General features: G+C 72.9%; 19 protein-coding genes and 1 CRISPR repeat array (1 of these 20 running past the window's edge). Of the genes, 5 read left to right on the top strand and 14 right to left on the bottom strand.

Annotation, left to right across the window (positions count from 1 at the left end; genetic code table 11):
• Positions 1 to 327: a CRISPR direct-repeat array (repeat unit 29 nt; unit sequence CGGTCCATCCCCGCGTGCGCGGGGCTTAC) (it extends 189 nt beyond the left edge of the window).
• Between the two features lie 176 nt (positions 328 to 503).
• The 4 genes from ACYVHU_RS07615 to sigE all read right to left on the bottom strand — a co-directional run bounded on the left by ACYVHU_RS07615 (position 504) and on the right by sigE (position 4,498).
• Positions 504 to 1,856: a S1C family serine protease gene (locus ACYVHU_RS07615; protein WP_498947964.1), complete on the bottom strand. Its 1,353-nt coding sequence runs from the start codon at positions 1,854 to 1,856 to the stop codon at positions 504 to 506.
• A 136-nt stretch (positions 1,857 to 1,992) separates the two neighbouring features.
• Positions 1,993 to 3,036, bottom strand: a complete 1,044-nt coding sequence (locus tag ACYVHU_RS07610; protein ID WP_498947962.1) for a sigma-E factor regulatory protein RseB domain-containing protein — start codon at positions 3,034 to 3,036, stop codon at positions 1,993 to 1,995.
• A gap of 41 nt (positions 3,037 to 3,077) precedes the next feature.
• The gene (locus ACYVHU_RS07605) at positions 3,078 to 3,863 is read right to left on the bottom strand and encodes a zf-HC2 domain-containing protein (protein WP_078763326.1); all 786 of its coding nucleotides are present in this window, start codon (positions 3,861 to 3,863) and stop codon (positions 3,078 to 3,080) included.
• On the bottom strand, positions 3,860 to 4,498 hold the full coding sequence (gene sigE, locus ACYVHU_RS07600; RefSeq protein ID WP_235001116.1) for an RNA polymerase sigma factor SigE: 639 nt from the start codon (positions 4,496 to 4,498) through the stop codon (positions 3,860 to 3,862). The genes ACYVHU_RS07605 and sigE overlap by 4 nt, the downstream gene beginning before the upstream one ends.
• 328 nt (positions 4,499 to 4,826) lie before the next feature.
• On the opposite strand from sigE, the gene ACYVHU_RS07595 reads away from it, so the two are divergent.
• Positions 4,827 to 5,435 carry an O-methyltransferase gene (locus tag ACYVHU_RS07595; protein ID WP_144390233.1) on the top strand — a complete coding sequence of 203 codons (609 nt, stop codon included), beginning with the start codon at positions 4,827 to 4,829 and terminating at the stop codon, positions 5,433 to 5,435.
• 50 nt (positions 5,436 to 5,485) lie between these two features.
• Here the strand turns inward: ACYVHU_RS07595 and ACYVHU_RS07590 are convergent, their stop codons facing one another.
• Positions 5,486 to 6,991, bottom strand: coding sequence for a leucyl aminopeptidase (locus ACYVHU_RS07590; RefSeq protein ID WP_078763328.1), 1,506 nt, complete (start codon positions 6,989 to 6,991; stop codon positions 5,486 to 5,488).
• A gap of 130 nt (positions 6,992 to 7,121) precedes the next feature.
• Complete coding sequence (locus ACYVHU_RS07585; RefSeq protein ID WP_078763329.1) at positions 7,122 to 7,289, bottom strand: DUF3117 domain-containing protein; 168 nt, start codon at positions 7,287 to 7,289, stop codon at positions 7,122 to 7,124.
• A gap of 279 nt (positions 7,290 to 7,568) precedes the next feature.
• Between ACYVHU_RS07585 and ACYVHU_RS07580 the strand changes: the two genes are divergently transcribed.
• On the top strand, positions 7,569 to 8,360 hold the full coding sequence (locus ACYVHU_RS07580) for an enoyl-CoA hydratase-related protein (protein WP_078763330.1): 792 nt from the start codon (positions 7,569 to 7,571) through the stop codon (positions 8,358 to 8,360).
• Positions 8,361 to 8,405: 45 nt separating this feature from the next.
• Here ACYVHU_RS07580 and ACYVHU_RS07575 read toward each other — a convergent pair whose 3' ends face one another.
• The 3 genes from ACYVHU_RS07575 to ACYVHU_RS07565 all read right to left on the bottom strand — a co-directional run bounded on the left by ACYVHU_RS07575 (position 8,406) and on the right by ACYVHU_RS07565 (position 10,170).
• Positions 8,406 to 8,987 carry a hypothetical protein gene (locus tag ACYVHU_RS07575; RefSeq protein WP_235001117.1) on the bottom strand — a complete coding sequence of 194 codons (582 nt, stop codon included), beginning with the start codon at positions 8,985 to 8,987 and terminating at the stop codon, positions 8,406 to 8,408.
• A gap of 287 nt (positions 8,988 to 9,274) precedes the next feature.
• Positions 9,275 to 9,721 carry an SRPBCC family protein gene (locus tag ACYVHU_RS07570; protein WP_235001118.1) on the bottom strand — a complete coding sequence of 149 codons (447 nt, stop codon included), beginning with the start codon at positions 9,719 to 9,721 and terminating at the stop codon, positions 9,275 to 9,277.
• A complete protein-coding gene (locus ACYVHU_RS07565; protein WP_235001119.1) occupies positions 9,718 to 10,170 on the bottom strand; it encodes a hypothetical protein in 453 nt (150 codons plus the stop codon). Before ACYVHU_RS07565 ends, ACYVHU_RS07570 begins: the two co-directional genes overlap by 4 nt.
• 79 nt (positions 10,171 to 10,249) lie before the next feature.
• Between ACYVHU_RS07565 and ACYVHU_RS07560 the strand changes: the two genes are divergently transcribed.
• Complete coding sequence (locus ACYVHU_RS07560) at positions 10,250 to 10,579, top strand: hypothetical protein (protein ID WP_078763332.1); 330 nt, start codon at positions 10,250 to 10,252, stop codon at positions 10,577 to 10,579.
• A gap of 4 nt (positions 10,580 to 10,583) precedes the next feature.
• Here the strand turns inward: ACYVHU_RS07560 and ACYVHU_RS07555 are convergent, their stop codons facing one another.
• From ACYVHU_RS07555 to ACYVHU_RS07545, 3 genes are all read right to left on the bottom strand, one after another.
• Positions 10,584 to 11,405 (bottom strand): LOG family protein, encoded by an 822-nt coding sequence (locus tag ACYVHU_RS07555; RefSeq protein ID WP_498947959.1) that lies wholly within the window; start codon positions 11,403 to 11,405, stop codon positions 10,584 to 10,586.
• A gap of 99 nt (positions 11,406 to 11,504) precedes the next feature.
• Positions 11,505 to 12,575 carry a succinyl-diaminopimelate desuccinylase gene (gene dapE / locus ACYVHU_RS07550; RefSeq protein ID WP_078763334.1) on the bottom strand — a complete coding sequence of 357 codons (1,071 nt, stop codon included), beginning with the start codon at positions 12,573 to 12,575 and terminating at the stop codon, positions 11,505 to 11,507.
• Between the two features lie 75 nt (positions 12,576 to 12,650).
• Positions 12,651 to 13,487: a 2,3,4,5-tetrahydropyridine-2,6-dicarboxylate N-succinyltransferase gene (locus tag ACYVHU_RS07545; protein WP_078763335.1), complete on the bottom strand. Its 837-nt coding sequence runs from the start codon at positions 13,485 to 13,487 to the stop codon at positions 12,651 to 12,653.
• A 259-nt stretch (positions 13,488 to 13,746) separates the two neighbouring features.
• Here ACYVHU_RS07545 and ACYVHU_RS07540 point away from each other — a divergent pair, with 259 nt between their 5' ends.
• Positions 13,747 to 14,601, top strand: coding sequence for a hypothetical protein (locus ACYVHU_RS07540; RefSeq protein ID WP_235001121.1), 855 nt, complete (start codon positions 13,747 to 13,749; stop codon positions 14,599 to 14,601).
• A gap of 60 nt (positions 14,602 to 14,661) precedes the next feature.
• On the opposite strand, the gene dapC is transcribed toward ACYVHU_RS07540, so the two are convergent.
• Together dapC and fdxA are read right to left on the bottom strand one after the other, a co-directional pair.
• Positions 14,662 to 15,780, bottom strand: a complete 1,119-nt coding sequence (dapC, locus tag ACYVHU_RS07535) for a pyridoxal phosphate-dependent aminotransferase (RefSeq protein WP_498947956.1) — start codon at positions 15,778 to 15,780, stop codon at positions 14,662 to 14,664.
• A gap of 118 nt (positions 15,781 to 15,898) precedes the next feature.
• Positions 15,899 to 16,222: a ferredoxin gene (gene fdxA / locus ACYVHU_RS07530; protein ID WP_078763486.1), complete on the bottom strand. Its 324-nt coding sequence runs from the start codon at positions 16,220 to 16,222 to the stop codon at positions 15,899 to 15,901.
• 172 nt (positions 16,223 to 16,394) lie between these two features.
• On the opposite strand from fdxA, the gene ACYVHU_RS07525 reads away from it, so the two are divergent.
• A complete protein-coding gene (locus ACYVHU_RS07525) occupies positions 16,395 to 16,643 on the top strand; it encodes a putative acetyltransferase (protein WP_498947954.1) in 249 nt (82 codons plus the stop codon).
• The last annotated feature ends 64 nt before the right edge of the window (positions 16,644 to 16,707 follow it).

Here is a 16,707-nt window from a genome sequence, read left to right as displayed (position 1 = left end):
ATCCCCGCGTACGCGGGGCTTACGAGATCGAGGCCCTGGTCGGCGACCCGCAGGAGGTCCATCCCCGCGTGCGCGGGGCTTACATGCCTCGCAGGTAGGCGGTCAACGCCGCGCCCGGTCCATCCCCGCGTGCGCGGGGCTTACCTCCAGGCCGACTACCCCGACCTGATGGGGGCCGGTCCATCCCCGCGTGCGCGGGGCTTACGCTGCCTACCCCCGGCTCACGCCGGGGCACAGCGGTCCATCCCCGCGTGCGCGGGGCTTACCCCACAGCGGCCCCCACATCCAGGCACAGACCCGGTCCATCCCCGCGTGCGCGGGGCTTACAGAAGATGACCTGCGGCTTTGCGGGCCGTTATCTCCGCTTTACCAAACCTGGAAGCGCACCGGAGTGGGCGACGGCCCCACGCCGGTGACGGTCATTCTGCCGGAGAACCGTCCCGTCCGCACCAAGGGCGGCTGAAAAGACGCCCCGACCGCGGGGAACACCCGCCCGCCGGCGGTCACTCCTCGGAGGCGCCCAGGGTGAGGGTCGTGGTCCGCCGTTCGCCGTCGCGCTCGTAGACGACGTCCACCCGGTCACCGGGCAGCTTGCCGCGGATGAGGGTGATGAGCTGGTCGGAGCCGCGCACCGCCGTCCCGTCGAACTCGACGATGACGTCGCCGGGCCGCAGGCCGGCCTCGTCGGCGGGGCCTCCCTGCTGGACCGCCTCCTCGCCGCCGCCGCCGCTCTCGGCGATGAGCGCGCCCTCCTCCTGGTAGCGGGTGTCCAGCAGCGCCCCGATGACCGCGTGCGGCGCCCGCCCCGTCTCGATGAGCTGACCGACGACCCGCTCGGCCTGCGCCGACGGGATCGCGAACCCCAGGCCGATGCTGCCGGTCTGCTCACCCGTGGGGCCGCCCATGGTCGCGATCGCGGAGTTCACCCCGATGACCCGCCCCCGGGCGTCCACCAGCGGGCCGCCCGAGTTGCCCGGGTTGATCGCCGCGTCGGTCTGGAGGGCGTTGATGTAGGTCTCGCTGCCCTGCTCGCCGACCGTCACCGGCCGTTCCACGGCGCTGATGATGCCGCTGGTCACCGTCCCCTCCAGGCCCAGCGGCGCCCCGACGGCGATCACCGTGTCCCCGACCGTCACCGCGTCGGAGTCGCCGAACTCCAGCGGCTCGACGTCGACGGGATCGGCCGGGTCCAGCACCGCGAGGTCGGAGCCCGGCGAACTGCCGACCACGGAGGCGGAACTGGTGCTGCCGTCGCTGTAGACGATCTCGATTCCCTGCCCCTCCAAGGCGGCGGTGACGTGGTCGTTGGTGACCACGTAGTCGTCGCGGATGACGAAGCCCGACCCGTTGCCGCTGCTCTGCGCCCCTGCGCCCTGGATCGACACCACGCTCGGGTTCACCCGCTGGGCGACGCCGGCGATCGTGTCCGGCGGCCGGCTCGGCACCCCCTCGGGTACCTCGTTGGCGAGCCGGCCCGACGAGGAGAGGGAGGGCTCGTCCGCGCCGATACGGCCGCCGATCAGGCCGCCGATCCCGGCCGCGACGAGCGCGACTGGCAGCGTCACCGCGGCCAGCGACCACAGCGGGACGGTGCGGCGGGGCCGGCCCCCGCGTCCCGGATCGGCCCCCGCTCCCCCGGCCTGGTGGGCGCCGGTGTACGGGGGCTGCGCGGGGCCGCCCGGCGTTCCCGTTCCGTACCCGCCCCAGGCTCCGCCGTGCGCGGCGTGGGACGGGTACCCGTGCCGCGGCCCCCACTCCGGGCCGGGACGGTCATCCCCGATCGGGTGCGTGGCGTCGTGACCCGCTCCGTCGTCTCCCGGCTCCTCCTGGTCGCGGCGTCCGGTCTCGTCCGTCATGAGATCTCCGTCCGTCGGTGCGCGCCCCTATCCGGAAGAGCGGCCACGAAGAGGCATTCAGCGGATATTCCATACGATTCTGACCGCCTGTAGCTATAAAACACCACGCGAAGGCATCAAAGCGGAGAAAAGCGCCTTATCGGGACGGTGATCCCAGGCCCAGCCAGGACCCGAACCGGTCGAATCCACGCCCCACCCGGGCCCAGAAACCGTCGTCGCCGACCGCCGGCAGGGACCCCACCGCGGTGTCGACGACCTCGGGCGGCGCGTCGGCCATGAGGGTGTAGACGAAACCGCCGGACTCCCACACCCTGCGCTGCTGCCCGGACTCGCTGACGTAGACGGTGCGCCCGTCCTGGACGACGGGCCGCAGCCCCTCGACGGGCTCGCTCGTGCGGGAGCCCAGCCGGCCCCACTGCACGAACACCGAGACGTAGGAGAGCCCCTCGGAGTAGGACAGGTGCACGACCCGCTCCGCGCCCTCGCCGGTGGACCGCGCCTCGACCAGCGACAGGCCGCCGTCGAGCCGTTCGGGCAGCCACCAGCCGTCGTCGGCCAGAGCGGCGCGCTCGCGCTCGTCCAGCACGTCGCCCCACGGCGCGCCCCGCACCACCTCGGTGCTGTCGGGCCGCTCCTGCGGGCCGAACTCGATCGAGACGAAGGCGCTGGCCTGGGCCACCCGGCCGGCCTCGTCGAAGGTCTCGCGGCGCAGGAGCAGACCGGACTCGACGTCGATCCAGAACCGGCCCATGACCGAGCCGTCGCGCCCGCGCGCCTCGACCACCCGGGCCGGGCGCCCGCACACCGACCCCTCGCCCGCGCGCACCACCGTGTAGTTGGCGCCGAGCAGGTCCAGCAACGGGTCGTCGACGTCCAACGTGGTCGCGGAGCCGACCAGCAGCCCCGGGCCGCCCTTCTCGTCCGCGTGGCCGGCGCCGACGTAGGAGGTGCCCTCGCCCGGCCGGTGGACGACCTCGATCAGCTCGGTGTCGGTGTCGTTGCCGTTCCACGACGCCACGAACTGCACGCCCGAGTAGGACAGGGCGGGCCCCTCGGCCGCCGCGCGGCGCAGCTCGGCCATGCCGTCGTCCACGCCCGGCGGCGCCTGCCAGACCGGTCCGCTGTCGGAGGAGGTGATGGTCACCAGGAGCAGCGCCGAACACAGCAGGAGGACCGCCATCACGACGTTGGGACGCCGACCGGACCGGAAGGTCCCCGCGCTCACCGCCGCGTGGACTCGCCCACGCGGGCGACGCCGTCCACCGGGAGGACCTCGGCGGCGCCGTCCCGGTCGCCCTGGACGGCGGGGGCCACGGTGAGCCCGACCGCGGTCATCGAGACGGGATCGGCCAGGGAGGCCTGACGTGAGGTGACGGCGTGCTCGACCGCGTAGTCGGCCAACGGCGGGGTGACCACCGGCGCCCGGTCGCCCTGTCCTCCGGCGACGAAGGCCGTGCCCAGGGTGAAGCCGACCACCGACGCGCCGGCCAGCGCGTAACGGGCCTGGGCCCAGCGGGGCCGCGAACGGGGCGCGGGGATCGCGTCATGGGGCGCCTCGTCGGCCGGCGGGTCGGCGAGCGCGGTGGGGGCGGAGTCGGCCGCGGAGGAGCCCCCCAACGGGTGCCCCCAGCCGAGCGGCCGCCCCTCGCCCAGGGGGCGGCTGGAACCGAGCGGCGGGGTCGTGCCCAAGGGGCCTGACGGCCCTCCGCCGGGGTCGCGGCGGCGCAGCCCGGACAGGAACCCGCGCGAGGAGGGCGCGGGCGGCGGATCGAAGCGGTCGTCGGGCGGCGGCGCGTCGAGACCGGAGAGGGCCGCCAGGCGGCCCATGAAGTCGCTCGACGGTTCCGGCGGGTCGAGGCGGGTCAGCCGTCGCTTGAGCCGGCGCAGCATGTCGGCCTCGAAACGGCAGGATTCACAGACCGCGAGGTGTGCCAGCGCGCGATCGCGCTCGGCGTGCCCGAGCTCCCCGTCGACGAGCGCGGACAGTCGTTCCCCCAAGTGGTTCACCGGCCCTCCACCTCCTGGGTCGCACTAGGCGCCACCCGGTCGTCCCGCGGCGGCGCGTCGGCCTGTTCGCCGCGTCCGTCACGCTCGGCCGCCTGGCGCCGCCGGTGTTCCAGGGCGTTGCGCAACTGGGCGCGGCCCCGGTGGATGCGGCTGCGCACGGTTCCCAGCTTGACGCCGAGCGTCGCGGCGATCTCCTCATAGGACAGCCCCTCGATGTCGCACAGCACGACAGGGGCGCGGAACTCGGGGGGAAGCGCGTCGAGCGCGGTCTGGATGTCGGCGTCGAAGTGGCGGTCGTCGTAGGCCTGGGCGGGGGAGGGCTCGCGGCCCTGCATGCGCTCGTCGGCGGTGTCGGCCAGCCCCTCGAAGCGGATGCGGGCGCGACGGCGGGCCATGTCGAGGAAGAGGTTGGTGGTGATGCGGTGCAGCCACCCCTCGAACGTTCCCGGGGTGTAGTTGGCGAGGGAGCGGAAGACCCGGATGAAGACCTCCTGGGTGAGGTCCTCGGCGTCGTGCTGGTTGCCGGTGAGCCGGTAGGCCAGGCGGTAGACCCGCGCGGAATGGGTGCGGACCACCTCGTCCCAGCTCGGCGGCTCCCACTGGTCGAATTCAACCGCAGGTCCGGAATCCGCCACCGACGCTCCTTTCGTCTCCGCGGAGTGGTGTTCCGCGTGAGGCACGGTCCCATCGACACGAGGGAACCTTCCCCCTCTGCAACGCCACGACGCCGGATTAAGTTCCCGTACCGCTCCCGGAGCTTCCAGCGGGTTACGCTTTGCCCAGGGACACCACCTGGGTGTGACCGGTACATGACACCGAGTGACCTCCGGGACCGCCGTTCCCCCGGGAACGCGCGCGGCGCCGCGACGTCGGGTCGCGTACGGGCGGGCACGTCCCCGTCCCCGATCACGCCACCACGCACGGGAGGCCGTCATCGCCAGCCGAGACGACACACTGGCCTACATCGAGCGCTACGCCGTGGAGGACGACACGCTCACCTCCACGCGCCGGCTCGGCCAACGGGCGGACACCCATCCGATCAGCGCCGCGGGCGGCGCCGCGTTGCGCTTCCTCGCCACCGCGATCGAGGCCCGGGCCGTGGTCGAGATCGGCACCGGGTGCGGCAGTTCCGGCATCTGGCTGCTCCGCGGCATGCGCTCCGACGGCATTTTGACCAGCGTCGACATCGAGCCGGAATACCAGGCCTTCGCCCGCGAGGCCTACCGGCGGGCCGGATTCCCCGCGAACCGGGCCAGGCTCATCCACGGACGCGCGCTCGACGTGCTCCCCCGGCTCACCGACGGCGCCTACGACATGGTGTTCGTCGACGCGGCCAGGAGCGAGTACCCCGACTACCTCGACGAGGCCCTGCGCCTGCTGCGCCAGGGCGGCGTCGTCGTGTTCAACGACGCCCTGGCCGCCGGCTCGCTCGACGACGGGCCGCTGGGCGCCAGCGACCCCGGCACCATGGCCGTCCGCGAGGTCGGCCGGCTCGTGCGCGAGGACGAGCGGCTGGTGCCGCTGCTCATCCCGGCGGGCGGCGGCCTGCTCGCGGCGATCCGCACGGCCTGACCCGTCGTCTTCCCGCGGGGCCGCGGCCCCGCGGGAAGACGACGGGAGGCTCACGACGACAGCCAGCGCAGCAGGAGCCGGGTGCCGAACCCGGTGCCGCCCTTGGTGAGGACGCCCTCCTCCGCCATCGACCGGCCGGGGCCGGCGATGTCGAGGTGCGCCCAGGGCACGTCGCCGACGAACTCCTGGAGGAACAGGGCCGCCTCGGTGGCACCCGGGTTGCCGTAGTCGCGCTTGGTGCCGATGTTGGCCAGGTCGGCCACCGGCGACCGCAGGGCGTCGCGGTACTCCTCGACCAGCGGCATCCGCCACACCGTCTCGCCGGAGCCCTCGCCGGCGCCCCGCAGGGCGTCGGCCAGCCCGTCGTCGGTGGCGAACAGCGCGCCGATGCCGGTGCCCAGGGCGAGCTTGGCTGCGCCGGTGAGCGTCGCGACGTCGACGATCGTGTCGGGGGCCAGGTGGCGCACCGCGTAGGCCATGGCGTCGGCCATGACCAGGCGCCCCTCGGCGTCGGTGTTGAGGACCTCGATGGTCCGCCCGCCGTAGGCGGTGATGACGTCACCGGGACGCTGCGCCGAACCGGAGAAGGAGTTCTCCGCGATCGCGAGCAGACCGGTGACCCGGACCGGGACGCCGAGTTCGGCCAGGGCCGACATGACCCCCAGGACGATCGCCGCCCCGCTCATGTCGGTCTTCATCAGCTTCATGTTGTCGTTGGGCTTCAACGACAGACCGCCGGTGTCGAAGGTGATGCCCTTGCCGACGAGCACCACGTGCCGATCGGCCCCCTCGGGCGCGTAGTCCAGCCGCACCAGACGGGGCGGGCGGGAGGACCCGGCGCCGACCGCCAGGATCGCGCCGAACCCGTCACGGGCCAGGGCGGACTCGTCCCACACCGTGGCGGTGAGCCCGACCCGGACGGCGACCTCCTCGGCGCGGGCGGCCAGCCAGGCCGGGTCCTTCTCGGCCGAAGGGGTGTTGATCAGGTCCCGGGCGAGCGCGGTGGCCTCGGCCAGGACCCGACCGGTGTCGATGGGGCGCCTGATGTCCTCGGGGTCGGCGCCCAGCACGTCGACGGCCGGGACCGGGAGGGGTTTCTTCGGTTCCGACCGCAGGGAGAAGGTGTAGGAGGCGAGCAGCACCCCCTCGGTGAACGCGGTCAGGGCCGCCTCCGCCTCGACGGAACCGTCCCCGAGCGCTCCCACCGTGGTGGCGACGCGCTCGCGCCCCTTGGCCAGCCGGGCCAGGGTCGCGCCGGCCTTGCGCAGGTGCCCCGCTGTCGCGTCCCCGACCCCCAGCAGGACCAGCCGGACCAGGCCGCGGCCCAGGTCGACCGGGAGCTCGACCGTCTCTCCGGGTCTGCCGGCGAGGTCGTAGAAGGCGACCAGGTCGGCGAGGGGCGCGGGAAGACGCGCGTCGAGCGCGGCGGGCTCCAGCCCGATCCCGTCGCGCACCACGGCCGGAGCCTCGCCGCCCCGCACGGGGAGGGCGAGAAGATCGGCGGCGGAGTCGACGAGGTCTCCTCGGACGGGACGAATCTCCGTTGCGAAAGGCACGAACGCTCACATTCTGTGCGTACTCGGCTGCCTGGGCGATCTCGCGCGACTGACCCTGTGGATGTCGGGAGGTGGTGGTCAGGTGTGGCCGCCCATGGACAGGACCTCGGGTGGTGGGAGGGCCGACCGGCTAGCCGACGACCCCGTTCAGGGCCTCGGCCAGCGCCGCGGCCTCGTCAGGGGTCAGCTCGACGACCAGCCGACCACCGCCTTCCAGGGGGACCCGCATGATGATGCCGCGACCCTCCTTGGTGACCTCCAGCGGACCGTCACCGGTCCTCGGCTTCATCGCCGCCATGCCGTATCCCCTTTCCTCGGAAAATTCCTCGCGTGAATGGGCCGGTCCTTCGGCTGCTCGGCCCGCCTTCCGGCGAGCGCGAACCGGGAGTGGAGCCGCATCCGCGTGATTCAGGGAATGAATCACTGGTCTGTCATTATCTCGGGTTTGGGACCTGAATGGGAACGATCGAACGTCCCCCAGACCCACTGGCCCGAAGATCGTGAACGGTTAAGGTTATAGCCGCAGCGCCCGGACACGCCTCCCGGGCCGCCCGCCGACCACACCAGGGAGTCCCCCTTGTCCGAGTCAGACAGCGTCGTCTACGAGCTCTCGGAGGGCGTCGCCACCATCACCCTCAACCGGCCCGACGCGATGAACTCACTGACCGTCGAGGCCAAGGAGGCCCTGCTGGCCGCCGTGGAGCGGGCCCGCAACGACAACTCCGCGCGGGCGGTCGTCCTCACCGGGCGCGGCAAGGCGTTCTGCGCCGGCCAGGACCTGCGCGAGCACGCCGCCGTCCTGGGATCCGGCGAGGGACTGGGCGACACCGTGCGCAAGCACTACAACCCCATCGCGCTCGCGCTCGCGCGGATGCCCAAGCCCGTCATCGCCGCGGTCAACGGCGTGGCCGCCGGCGCCGGGGCCTCGCTGGCCTTCGCCTGCGACCTGCGCGTCGCCTCGGAGCGCGCGTCCTTCCTGATGGCGTTCGCCAACGTGGGCCTGGGGTCGGACTCCGGCGCCTCCTGGACGCTGCCCCGGCTGATCGGGCACGCCCGGGCCATGGAGATGCTGCTCCTCGCCGAGCCGGTGAAGGCGGCCCGCGCGCTGGAGATCGGCCTGGTGAACCGGGTCGTCCCGGCGGACGAGCTGGCCGGGGCCACCGGTGAACTCGCCCGGCGCCTGGCCTCGGGGCCGACCGTTGCCTACGCCGCGATCAAGGGCGAGCTCAACTTCGGCTCCGGACTGGACCTGGAGAACGCGCTGGAGATGGAGGCGGCCCTCCAGGACCAGTGCGCGCAGACCGCCGACCACCTCAACGCCACCCTGGCCTTCGTCGACAAGCGTCAGCCCGAGTTCGAGGGGCGCTGACAGCGGCCCGCCGCCGCAACGGTCCGCGACCGGGGCGGCGGCGGGTCAGCGGGTCATCGTCCCGGTCGAGGTCATGTGGCTGCCGCTGTGGGAGGACGCCCCCCACTCGGCCTCCAGCGTGCCCTCCTCGGCGCCCGGCCGCAGTTCGAGGGTGCCGGAGTCGATGCAGCGTTCGTCGCCGTCGTAGGTCTCGACGTAGTCGAAGACGATCCGGTCGTCCTCGCGCGCGGTCAGTTCGAGGCTGACGCGGCATCCCAACGACACGAACTGGCTGCTGCCGCGCTCGGCGCCGGCCTCCAGGTGCACGGTCGCCTCCCAGTCGGCGACGTGCGTCCCGTCCTGGTCGTGCTGCGACATCTCGCCGCTCCACTCGCCGGCGTAGGCCGCTGGGACACCGGTGGCGTCGTCGCCGCCCGAGGACAGGGCCCAGACCGTGACACCGCCGGCGGCGAGTAGCGCCGCGCCGGCCGCGACGCCCATGAGGAGCATGCTGCGACGGCGCCGTCCCGCGTGCCGGGTGGAACGGGGCGGCGGCCACAGCGACATCTGTCGGATGGGAGAGGCCGCGTCGGGGGTCGCGGCGCCGGGGGCCGCCGGGTCTTCGGGGCGCGTCGGCACGGCGCTCACCGGTTCTTCCCCGAGCGGCGCGGCGCGGACCGGTCGTGGCCGGCTCGGACGAGGGGTCCCGCCCACACGGCAGCCTGATCCGGGTAGGTCATCGCTTCCTCCAATACGAGCGGACGCAGGGGACCGCTCGCGGGTACAGCGAAAGAGGATAAGCCACCAGGACTTTCCCAAAGGTACCGTCACGAGTGACGAAGGACACAACGAGCCCGCGATCGTCGGCGGGGCGGGGCGGCCACGCCGGGTGTGCGATGGGCGACCCCGGGCGGGAAACAGTGGCGCGGGAGAGCCTACCCGGCCAGCCGGCCCAGTCGGCGCAGGGAACGGCGCAGCAGCACGCTCACCGGGATGCGGACCAGCGGCCAGCCCAGCCGGCCGAGCGCCCCCAGCGGGAGTTCCAGCCACTCGACCCACACCACCCGGCTGCGCCCGTCGGGCAGCGGGAGGACGTCGAACCGGCCGCGGCCCCGGACCAGGCCGCCGAGATGGCGGACCTCGCAGCGGCCCGCGGATTCGCGGGTGGCGGGGACCCACGCGGTGATCTCCATGTGGTCGGTGAAGCCCACCGGCCCCACGCCGGTGAACGCCTCGACCCGGGCGCCCACCCCCTGACCGCCCCGGGCGCGGGTGCGGTACATCCAGCGTTCGTGCAGCCGCCAGTCGACCAGGGTGCGCCAGACCCGGTCGGCCGGGGCCGGGCACACCTGGGACACGGCGACGCCCTGCACCGGGCTCACGCCTCGTCGCCCGCGCCGGAGTCGCGGGGGGCCTCGTGCCGTCCGGCGCTCACCGGCAGGGAGGCCGACTCGTCATCGGCGTCGCCGTCGCGCGGCGGCGCCGGCTCCTCCGAGCGGGGGTACAGCACGCGGGGGCCGGCCGGCTTGGCGGACAGCTCGGCGACGCGCTCCTCCAGCTCCGCGATGCGGGTGTCGCGCTCCCCCAGCGCGACGGCGACCCGGCGCAGCACCTCGTCGACACCGCGCACGTGGTAGCCCCACAGCGCCAACGGCAACCGCACCCGGCCGACGTCGGCCCCGGTCACCGGCCGATCCACGGGCAGCTCCAACGGCGGATGGTCGGCCTCGAAGCGGGCCAGCCGGCCGCCTCCGCCCATGACCACGAGCGCCACCCCGGCGAGGACGGCGACGGCGGCCAACGCGATCAGGATCAGGATGGCTAGGTTCACGCTCCGATCGTGCCACATCGGCCGCCGCTCGGGCCAAGGACCGCACCGCGCGCCCCACCGGCCATGCGAGACTCGACGGGTGCGCGAGGCAACAGGATTCAGCGTGGTTCCGCCGGACGCGACGGTCGACGGCGCGGTCGACGCCGGATACCGGCCGACGGTGGCGCGCGTGCGCGAACTCGCCGCCGGCGACCGGCCGGTGCTCGTCCGCTGCGCTCCCCCCGGCGAGGCCGGCCCCGGCCGCGAGCCGGGACCGGCCGAGACGATCGCCGCGGTGGTGGTCTACGCCTGGTCGGGCGCGCGGGTGTTCGCCACCGGCCACCCCCGGGAGGTCGGCCAGGCCCTGGACATGGTGGCCTCGATCAGCGGCGTGCGACCCCCCGCCGTGGCGCGCCGGGGACTGGTGTGACCCCTCAGGTGCCGTTACCGGCCTGCTGGGCGTCCTGCACCTCGTGAGCGGTCTCCTCGACCCGCTCCGCCTCGAACCGGCGCCGCTCCAGGTCGACGTGGGCCTTGCGGATGGTCTCGACGACCTCGTCGGCGTCGTCGGTGAGGTACATCAGGTCCGGGTCCGAGGGCGAGATGACCCCCTCGTCCAGCAACCGGCCGCGGATCCACTCGACCAGGCCGCCCCAGAACTCCGTTCCGACCAGTACGACGGGGAAGCGGGTGACCTTACCGGTCTGCACCAGCGTGATGGCCTCGAACAGCTCGTCGAGGGTGCCGAACCCGCCGGGCAGCACCACGAACGCCTGGGAGTACTTCACGAACATCGTCTTGCGGACGAAGAAGTACCGGAACGTCACGCCCATGTCGATGTGCTCGTTGAGCGACTGCTCGAAGGGCAGCTCGATGCCCAGGCCGATCGAGGGGCCGCCGGCCGCCTTGGCGCCCTTGTTCGCGGCCTCCATCATGCCGGGGCCGCCGCCGGTGATGACGGTGTACCCGGCCTCGGCGAGCTTGGCGCCGATGCGCTCGCCCAGCGCGTAGTAGGGACTGTCCGGCTTGATCCGGGCGGAGCCGAAGACGCTGACGGCCTGACCGACCTCCGACAACAGGCCGAAACCCTCGACGAACTCCGACTGGATGCGCATGACCCGCCACGGGTCGGTGTGGACCCAGTCGCTGGGGCCGCGTCGATCGAGAAGGCGCTGGTCGGTGGTGGTCTCGGGGATGGCCTGCCCGCGGTAGGTCAGGGGGCCCGCCCGCCGGACGTTGGATCGAGATTCCGTCATGGCGTAACGCTACCCGTTCCGCCCCCACCTCCACTGGCGTGTTGATCACCCTGGTGTGACGTGGTGGGGAACGCTTGATGACGTCGACGCGCCGCGCGCTCAGACCGTCCCGGCCCCGCTCAGCCAGGCGACCATGCGGCGCTCGGCCTCGACGACGGCCGCCAGCTCGACCCACTCGTCCCTGGTGTGGGCGAGGGTCGGCTCCCCCGGACCGTAGTTGACCGCGGGGACGCCCAGCTCCGACATCCGGGCGACGTCGGTCCAGCCGAGCTTGGCCCGCGCCTGCCCGGAGCCGACCTTCTCGACGAAGGCCGCCGCGGCCGGGTGGTCCAGGCCGGGACGGGCGGGCGGGGCGGCGTCGGTGACCCTGACCTCGAAGCCGTCGAACACCTCGCGCAGGTGCGCCTCGGCGTCGGCGACGCTCAGGTCGGGGGCGAAGCGGTAGTTGACGGTGACGACGCACTCGTCGGGGATGACGTTGCCGGCCACGCCCCCCGAGACGAAGACGGCGTTGAGGCCCTCGTGGAAGCGGAGCCCCTCGACCTCCGGCCGGCGCGGCTCATAGGCGCGCAACACGTCGAGGATGCGTCCGGCCTCGTGGATGGCGTTGCGCCCCATCCAGGAGCGGGCGCTGTGCGCGCGTTCGCCGCGCGCGACCACCTCGACGCGCATGGTGCCCTGGCAGCCGCCCTCGATCACGCCGCCGGTGGGCTCCATGAGGACCGCGAAATCGCCGGACAGCCACTCGGGCGAGGTGAGGGAGAGCCGGCGCAGCCCGTTGCGCTCGGCGTCGACCTCCTCGCAGTCATAGAAGACGTAGGTGACGTCGTGGACCGGCTCGGTCACCGTGGCGGCCAGCTTGAGCTGCACGGCGACACCGCTCTTCATGTCGGAGGTGCCGCAGCCGTAGAGACGGCCGTCGACGACCTTCGAGGGGACGTTGCCCACGATCGGCACGGTGTCGATGTGCCCGGCGAGGACCACCCGCTGGGGACGGCCCAGCTCCGTGCGCGCCACGATGGCGTCGCCGTCGCGGTGGACCCGCAGGTGCGGCAGGGCGCGCAGCTCCGTCTCGATCGCGTCGGCGAGGACGCGCTCGCCCCCACTGACCGACTCGATGTCGACGAGGCGGGCGGTCAGGTCACGGACGTCGGCGGTGAGGTCGAGCATGGCGCGCTTTCGAGGTCGGGGACGTTCCCCGCCCGGCGGCGTGCCGGGCGGGAAGCGGACGGGACGGAAGGGACCCTAGGCGTTGACGCCGTGCTCGCGCAGCAGGTCGTTCAACGCCAGCTTGTCGTGCTCCTGCCCCTCCTCCAGGCGCTTGAGCACCAGCAGGCAGGGCATGGCGAAGTCGCCGCCGGGGAAGCTCTTGACCCGGTTGGCGGTGACGCACACCGACCAGGCCGGGGCCTCGCCCCGGGGCAGCTCCTCGCCGGTCTCGGCGTCGAAGACCCGGGTCGAGGAGGTCAGCAGGGTGCCGGCGCCGAGCTTGGCGCCACGGCGCACCCGGGCGCCCTCGACGACCATGCTGCGCGAGCCGATGAAGGCGTCGTCCTCGACGATGACCGGGGACGCCTGCGGCGGCTCCAGGACGCCGCCCAGACCGACGCCACCGGACAGGTGGACGTTCTCGCCGACCTGCGCGCAGGAGCCGACGGTCGCCCAGGTGTCGACCATCGTGCCGGAGCCCACGTAGGCGCCGAAGTTGGTGAACGACGGCATCAGCACGACGCCCGGCGCGAGGTAGGCGCCCCAACGGGCGATCGCCCCGGGGACGACGCGCACGCCGTCGAAGCGCTTCTTCAGCGGGATGCGGTCGTGGTGGTAGAAGTCACCGACCTTCGACTCCTCCATGCCGAGCACGCGGAAGCTGAGCAGGATCGCCCGCTTGGCGCGCTCGTCGACGACGACCTCGTCCGTCGCGGCGTCGACGAAGGCCACGCGGGCCTTGCCGGCGTCGAGTTCGTCGACCGCGCCGACGATGACGTCGCGGGCCTCGGTGTGGTCGGGAGTGAGCTCGGAACGGCGCTCCCAGAGTTCGTCGACGGCCTCGGGGAGCGGACTGGTGAACGAGGTGGTCATGGCTGTGGAGCCTACCGTTTCCCGTCCCTCGGCCACGAACGGCCCGCCCGCGGCCACGGGGACACCCGGCGGGCGCCACCACGACGCTCCTCCTCCGAGCGCCTACTATCGGTACCGGTCTCCCGGCCCCACCGGTCCCGCTGCCCAGCGCCGGCACCGTCCATGACACGGCCGGGAAACACCACCCACCCTGTACGCCGAGGCGGGACACGGCCGCATGCCGTCCGTGATCGCGCCCCACGAACCATTTGGTCTACGTGTGCCTAGCAAGCGTCGAAGAATCTCCGCGTTCTTCAAGATCCTCATCGTGCTGACGGTGGTCTGCGGCGCGCTCGTCGCCGGTGGGTACTACCTCATGCACTCGATCCGACCGATCGAGCTGACACCCCCCGAGCCCGTCGCGGCCTGCACCGTCACCGCCCGCGACGACATGGACGAACTCGAACCGGAGCAGGCCGCCAACGCCGCCACGATCGGCGGCGTGGCCTTCAGCCGGAACCTGCCCGAACACGCCGTCGTCATCGCCTACGCGACGGTGTGGCAGGAGACGAAGTTCTACAACATCGCGCACGGCGACCGGGACTCCCTCGGCCTGTTCCAGCAGCGCCCGTCGATGGAATGGGGTGACCCCGAGCAGATCATCGACCCCGTCTACGCCAGCGGCGAGTTCTACGACGCGCTGGCCGAGATCCCCGACTACCAGGACATGCCGGTCTACGAGGCGGCCCAGGCGGTGCAGCGCAGCGCCGACGGCTTCGCCTACGACCAACACGAGGAGCGGTCCCGCACCATGGCCGCGGCCTTCAGCGGTTCCGAGGGGCCCGCGGTGAGCTGCCGCTTCGAGGCGGAGGAGGCCGCCGAGACGGACGTGGCGGCGGCCGAGCAGGAGATGGAGCGCGTGTTCGGCGTGGCACCGGGCTCGCTTCCGGTCGCCTCGCCCCCGCAGACCGGCGACCTGGGCTGGGCGATGGCGATCTGGGCCGTCACCCACGCCCAGGAGTACGGCCTGTCCTCGGTCACCTACGACGGCATGCGCTGGCGGGCAGCCGAGGGCCAGGAGGGGTGGGTCAAGGTGTCCGACGCCTCTCCCGAAGGCCAGATCGTCCTGGGCTGAACGAGCGGGGCGCGGCTCCCCCGGTGGGGGGCCGCGCCCCGGACGCCGTCACGGGCCGGTTCAGCCGGCCACGGCCTCCAGCCGCTTGACCGCGGCCGCGACCCGCTCGTCGGAGGCGGTGAACGCCACGCGCACGTGGCCGGCCCCCGAAGGCCCGTAGAACTCGCCGGGGGCGACCAGGATGCCGTGCTCGGCGAGCAGCCGAACGGCCGACCAGGCGTCGTGGCCGGGGAGGGACGCCCACAGGTACAGCCCCGCCTCGGAGTGGGTGATGCGCCATCCCGCCCGCTCCAGCGCCCCGCGCAGCAGTTCGCGGCGCACCCGGTAGCGCTCCTTCTGCTCGTCGGCGTGGGAGTCGTCGTCCAACGCCGCGACCATCGCCGCCTGCACCGGCGCCGCGACGATCATCCCGGCGTGCTTGCGCACCTCCAGCAGCTCGGTGACGAGCGCGGGATCACCGGCGAGGAAGGCCGCCCGGTAGCCGGCCAGGTTGGAGCGCTTGGACAGCGAGTGGACCGCCAGCAGCCCCTCGTGGGAGCCACCGCAGACATCGGGGTGCAGGATCGACACGGGGCGGACACCGTCCCAGCCGAGGTCGATGTAGCACTCGTCGGAGGCGACCACGGCGCCGCGTTCGCGCGCCCACGCCACCACCTTGCGCAGGTGCTCGACCGGCAGCACCCGGCCGGTGGGGTTGGCCGGCGAGTTGATCCACACCAGCGGCACACGGGCCGGGCCGAGCGCGGTCAGCCCGTCGGAGGCCACGGGGGTGGCCCCCGCCAGCCGGATCCCCACGTCATAGGTGGGGTAGGCGAGCTCGGGGTGGACGACGGTGTCGCCCGGTCCCACCCCCAGCAGGGTCGGCAGCCAGGCGACGAGCTCCTTGGAGCCGATGGTGGGCAGCGTGGCGGCCGGGTCGATGACGGCCCCGTGGCGCCGTCCCAGCCAGTCCGCGATCGACTCGCGCAGCCGGGGCGTCCCGTAGGTCGCCGGATACCCCGGTGTGTCGGCCGCCTCGCCCAGCGCCCGCTGGATCACCTCGGGAACCGGGTCCACGGGGGTTCCCACCGACAGGTCGACGATGCCGTCCGGATGCGCCGCGGCGACCTTCTTCGCGGGGGCCAACCGGTCCCAGGGAAAGGTCGGCAACCGGTCCACCACACGCCGTCGTTCGGCCATTGTTCACGTCCTCGCTCACCTGCGGAAAAACCGTCGCGCCGCCCCATCAGGGACGGCGCGACACCATGATCGCGCGCGGCCGTGCCGCGCGGCGGCACGGCGGTCCCGCGCGTCTCGCCTATTCCTCGCCCTGGGGCGGGAGGGCCGCGACCACGGCGTGGTCCTTGTCGATCTGCCCCACCTTGGAGGCGCCGCCCGGCGAACCCAGTTCGTCGAAGAACTCCACGTTCGCCTTGTAGAAGTCCGACCACTGCTCGGGCAGGTCGTCCTCGTAGTAGATGGCCTCTACGGGGCACACCGGCTCGCAGGCGCCGCAGTCGACGCACTCGTCCGGGTGGATGTAGAGCATGCGCTTGCCCTCGTAGATGCAGTCGACGGGGCACTCTTCGATGCACGCCTTGTCGAGCACATCGACGCAGGGCTGCGCGATGACGTAGGTCACGTCGTACTCCTCTTCGGTCTTCGCCACGCTGACCGCATATGGGTGTCTCCGATGTCACATAGCCTGACGTTGCCGGAACGCCGGCAGCGGGTACGCCGAGACCATCTGACACGCGATTCGCTGCTTCCAGTATTGCGGTGGTCGGGGTGCCGAGACTAATTGGGGGTAACAGGTGGGTTTCGTTGCACGGCTCTCCGATTCCGTTACGCCGCAGGACATCGGTCGGCGCGTCACTGTGCGCATCCAGCTCCCGGACGGGCGCTTCCGGGATATCGTCGGGATGCTGGAGGCCTGGGAGGACGGCCTCATCACCGTCCGCAGGCGCGACGACACTGTGACCGAGGTCACTGCTGACGACGTGGTCGCGAGCAGGGTCATCCCCCCGTCCCCGCCCCGGCGCCGTCCCCGGACCGGCGCCTGAGTCCCGCCCGCGAACGCCGCTCCCCAGCGGCGCCGACCATGATGTGGAGCCGTATCCCCACGCG

Source organism: Marinactinospora endophytica (assembly GCF_054780875.1).
This window is presented reverse-complemented; position numbering and strand designations above follow the sequence as displayed.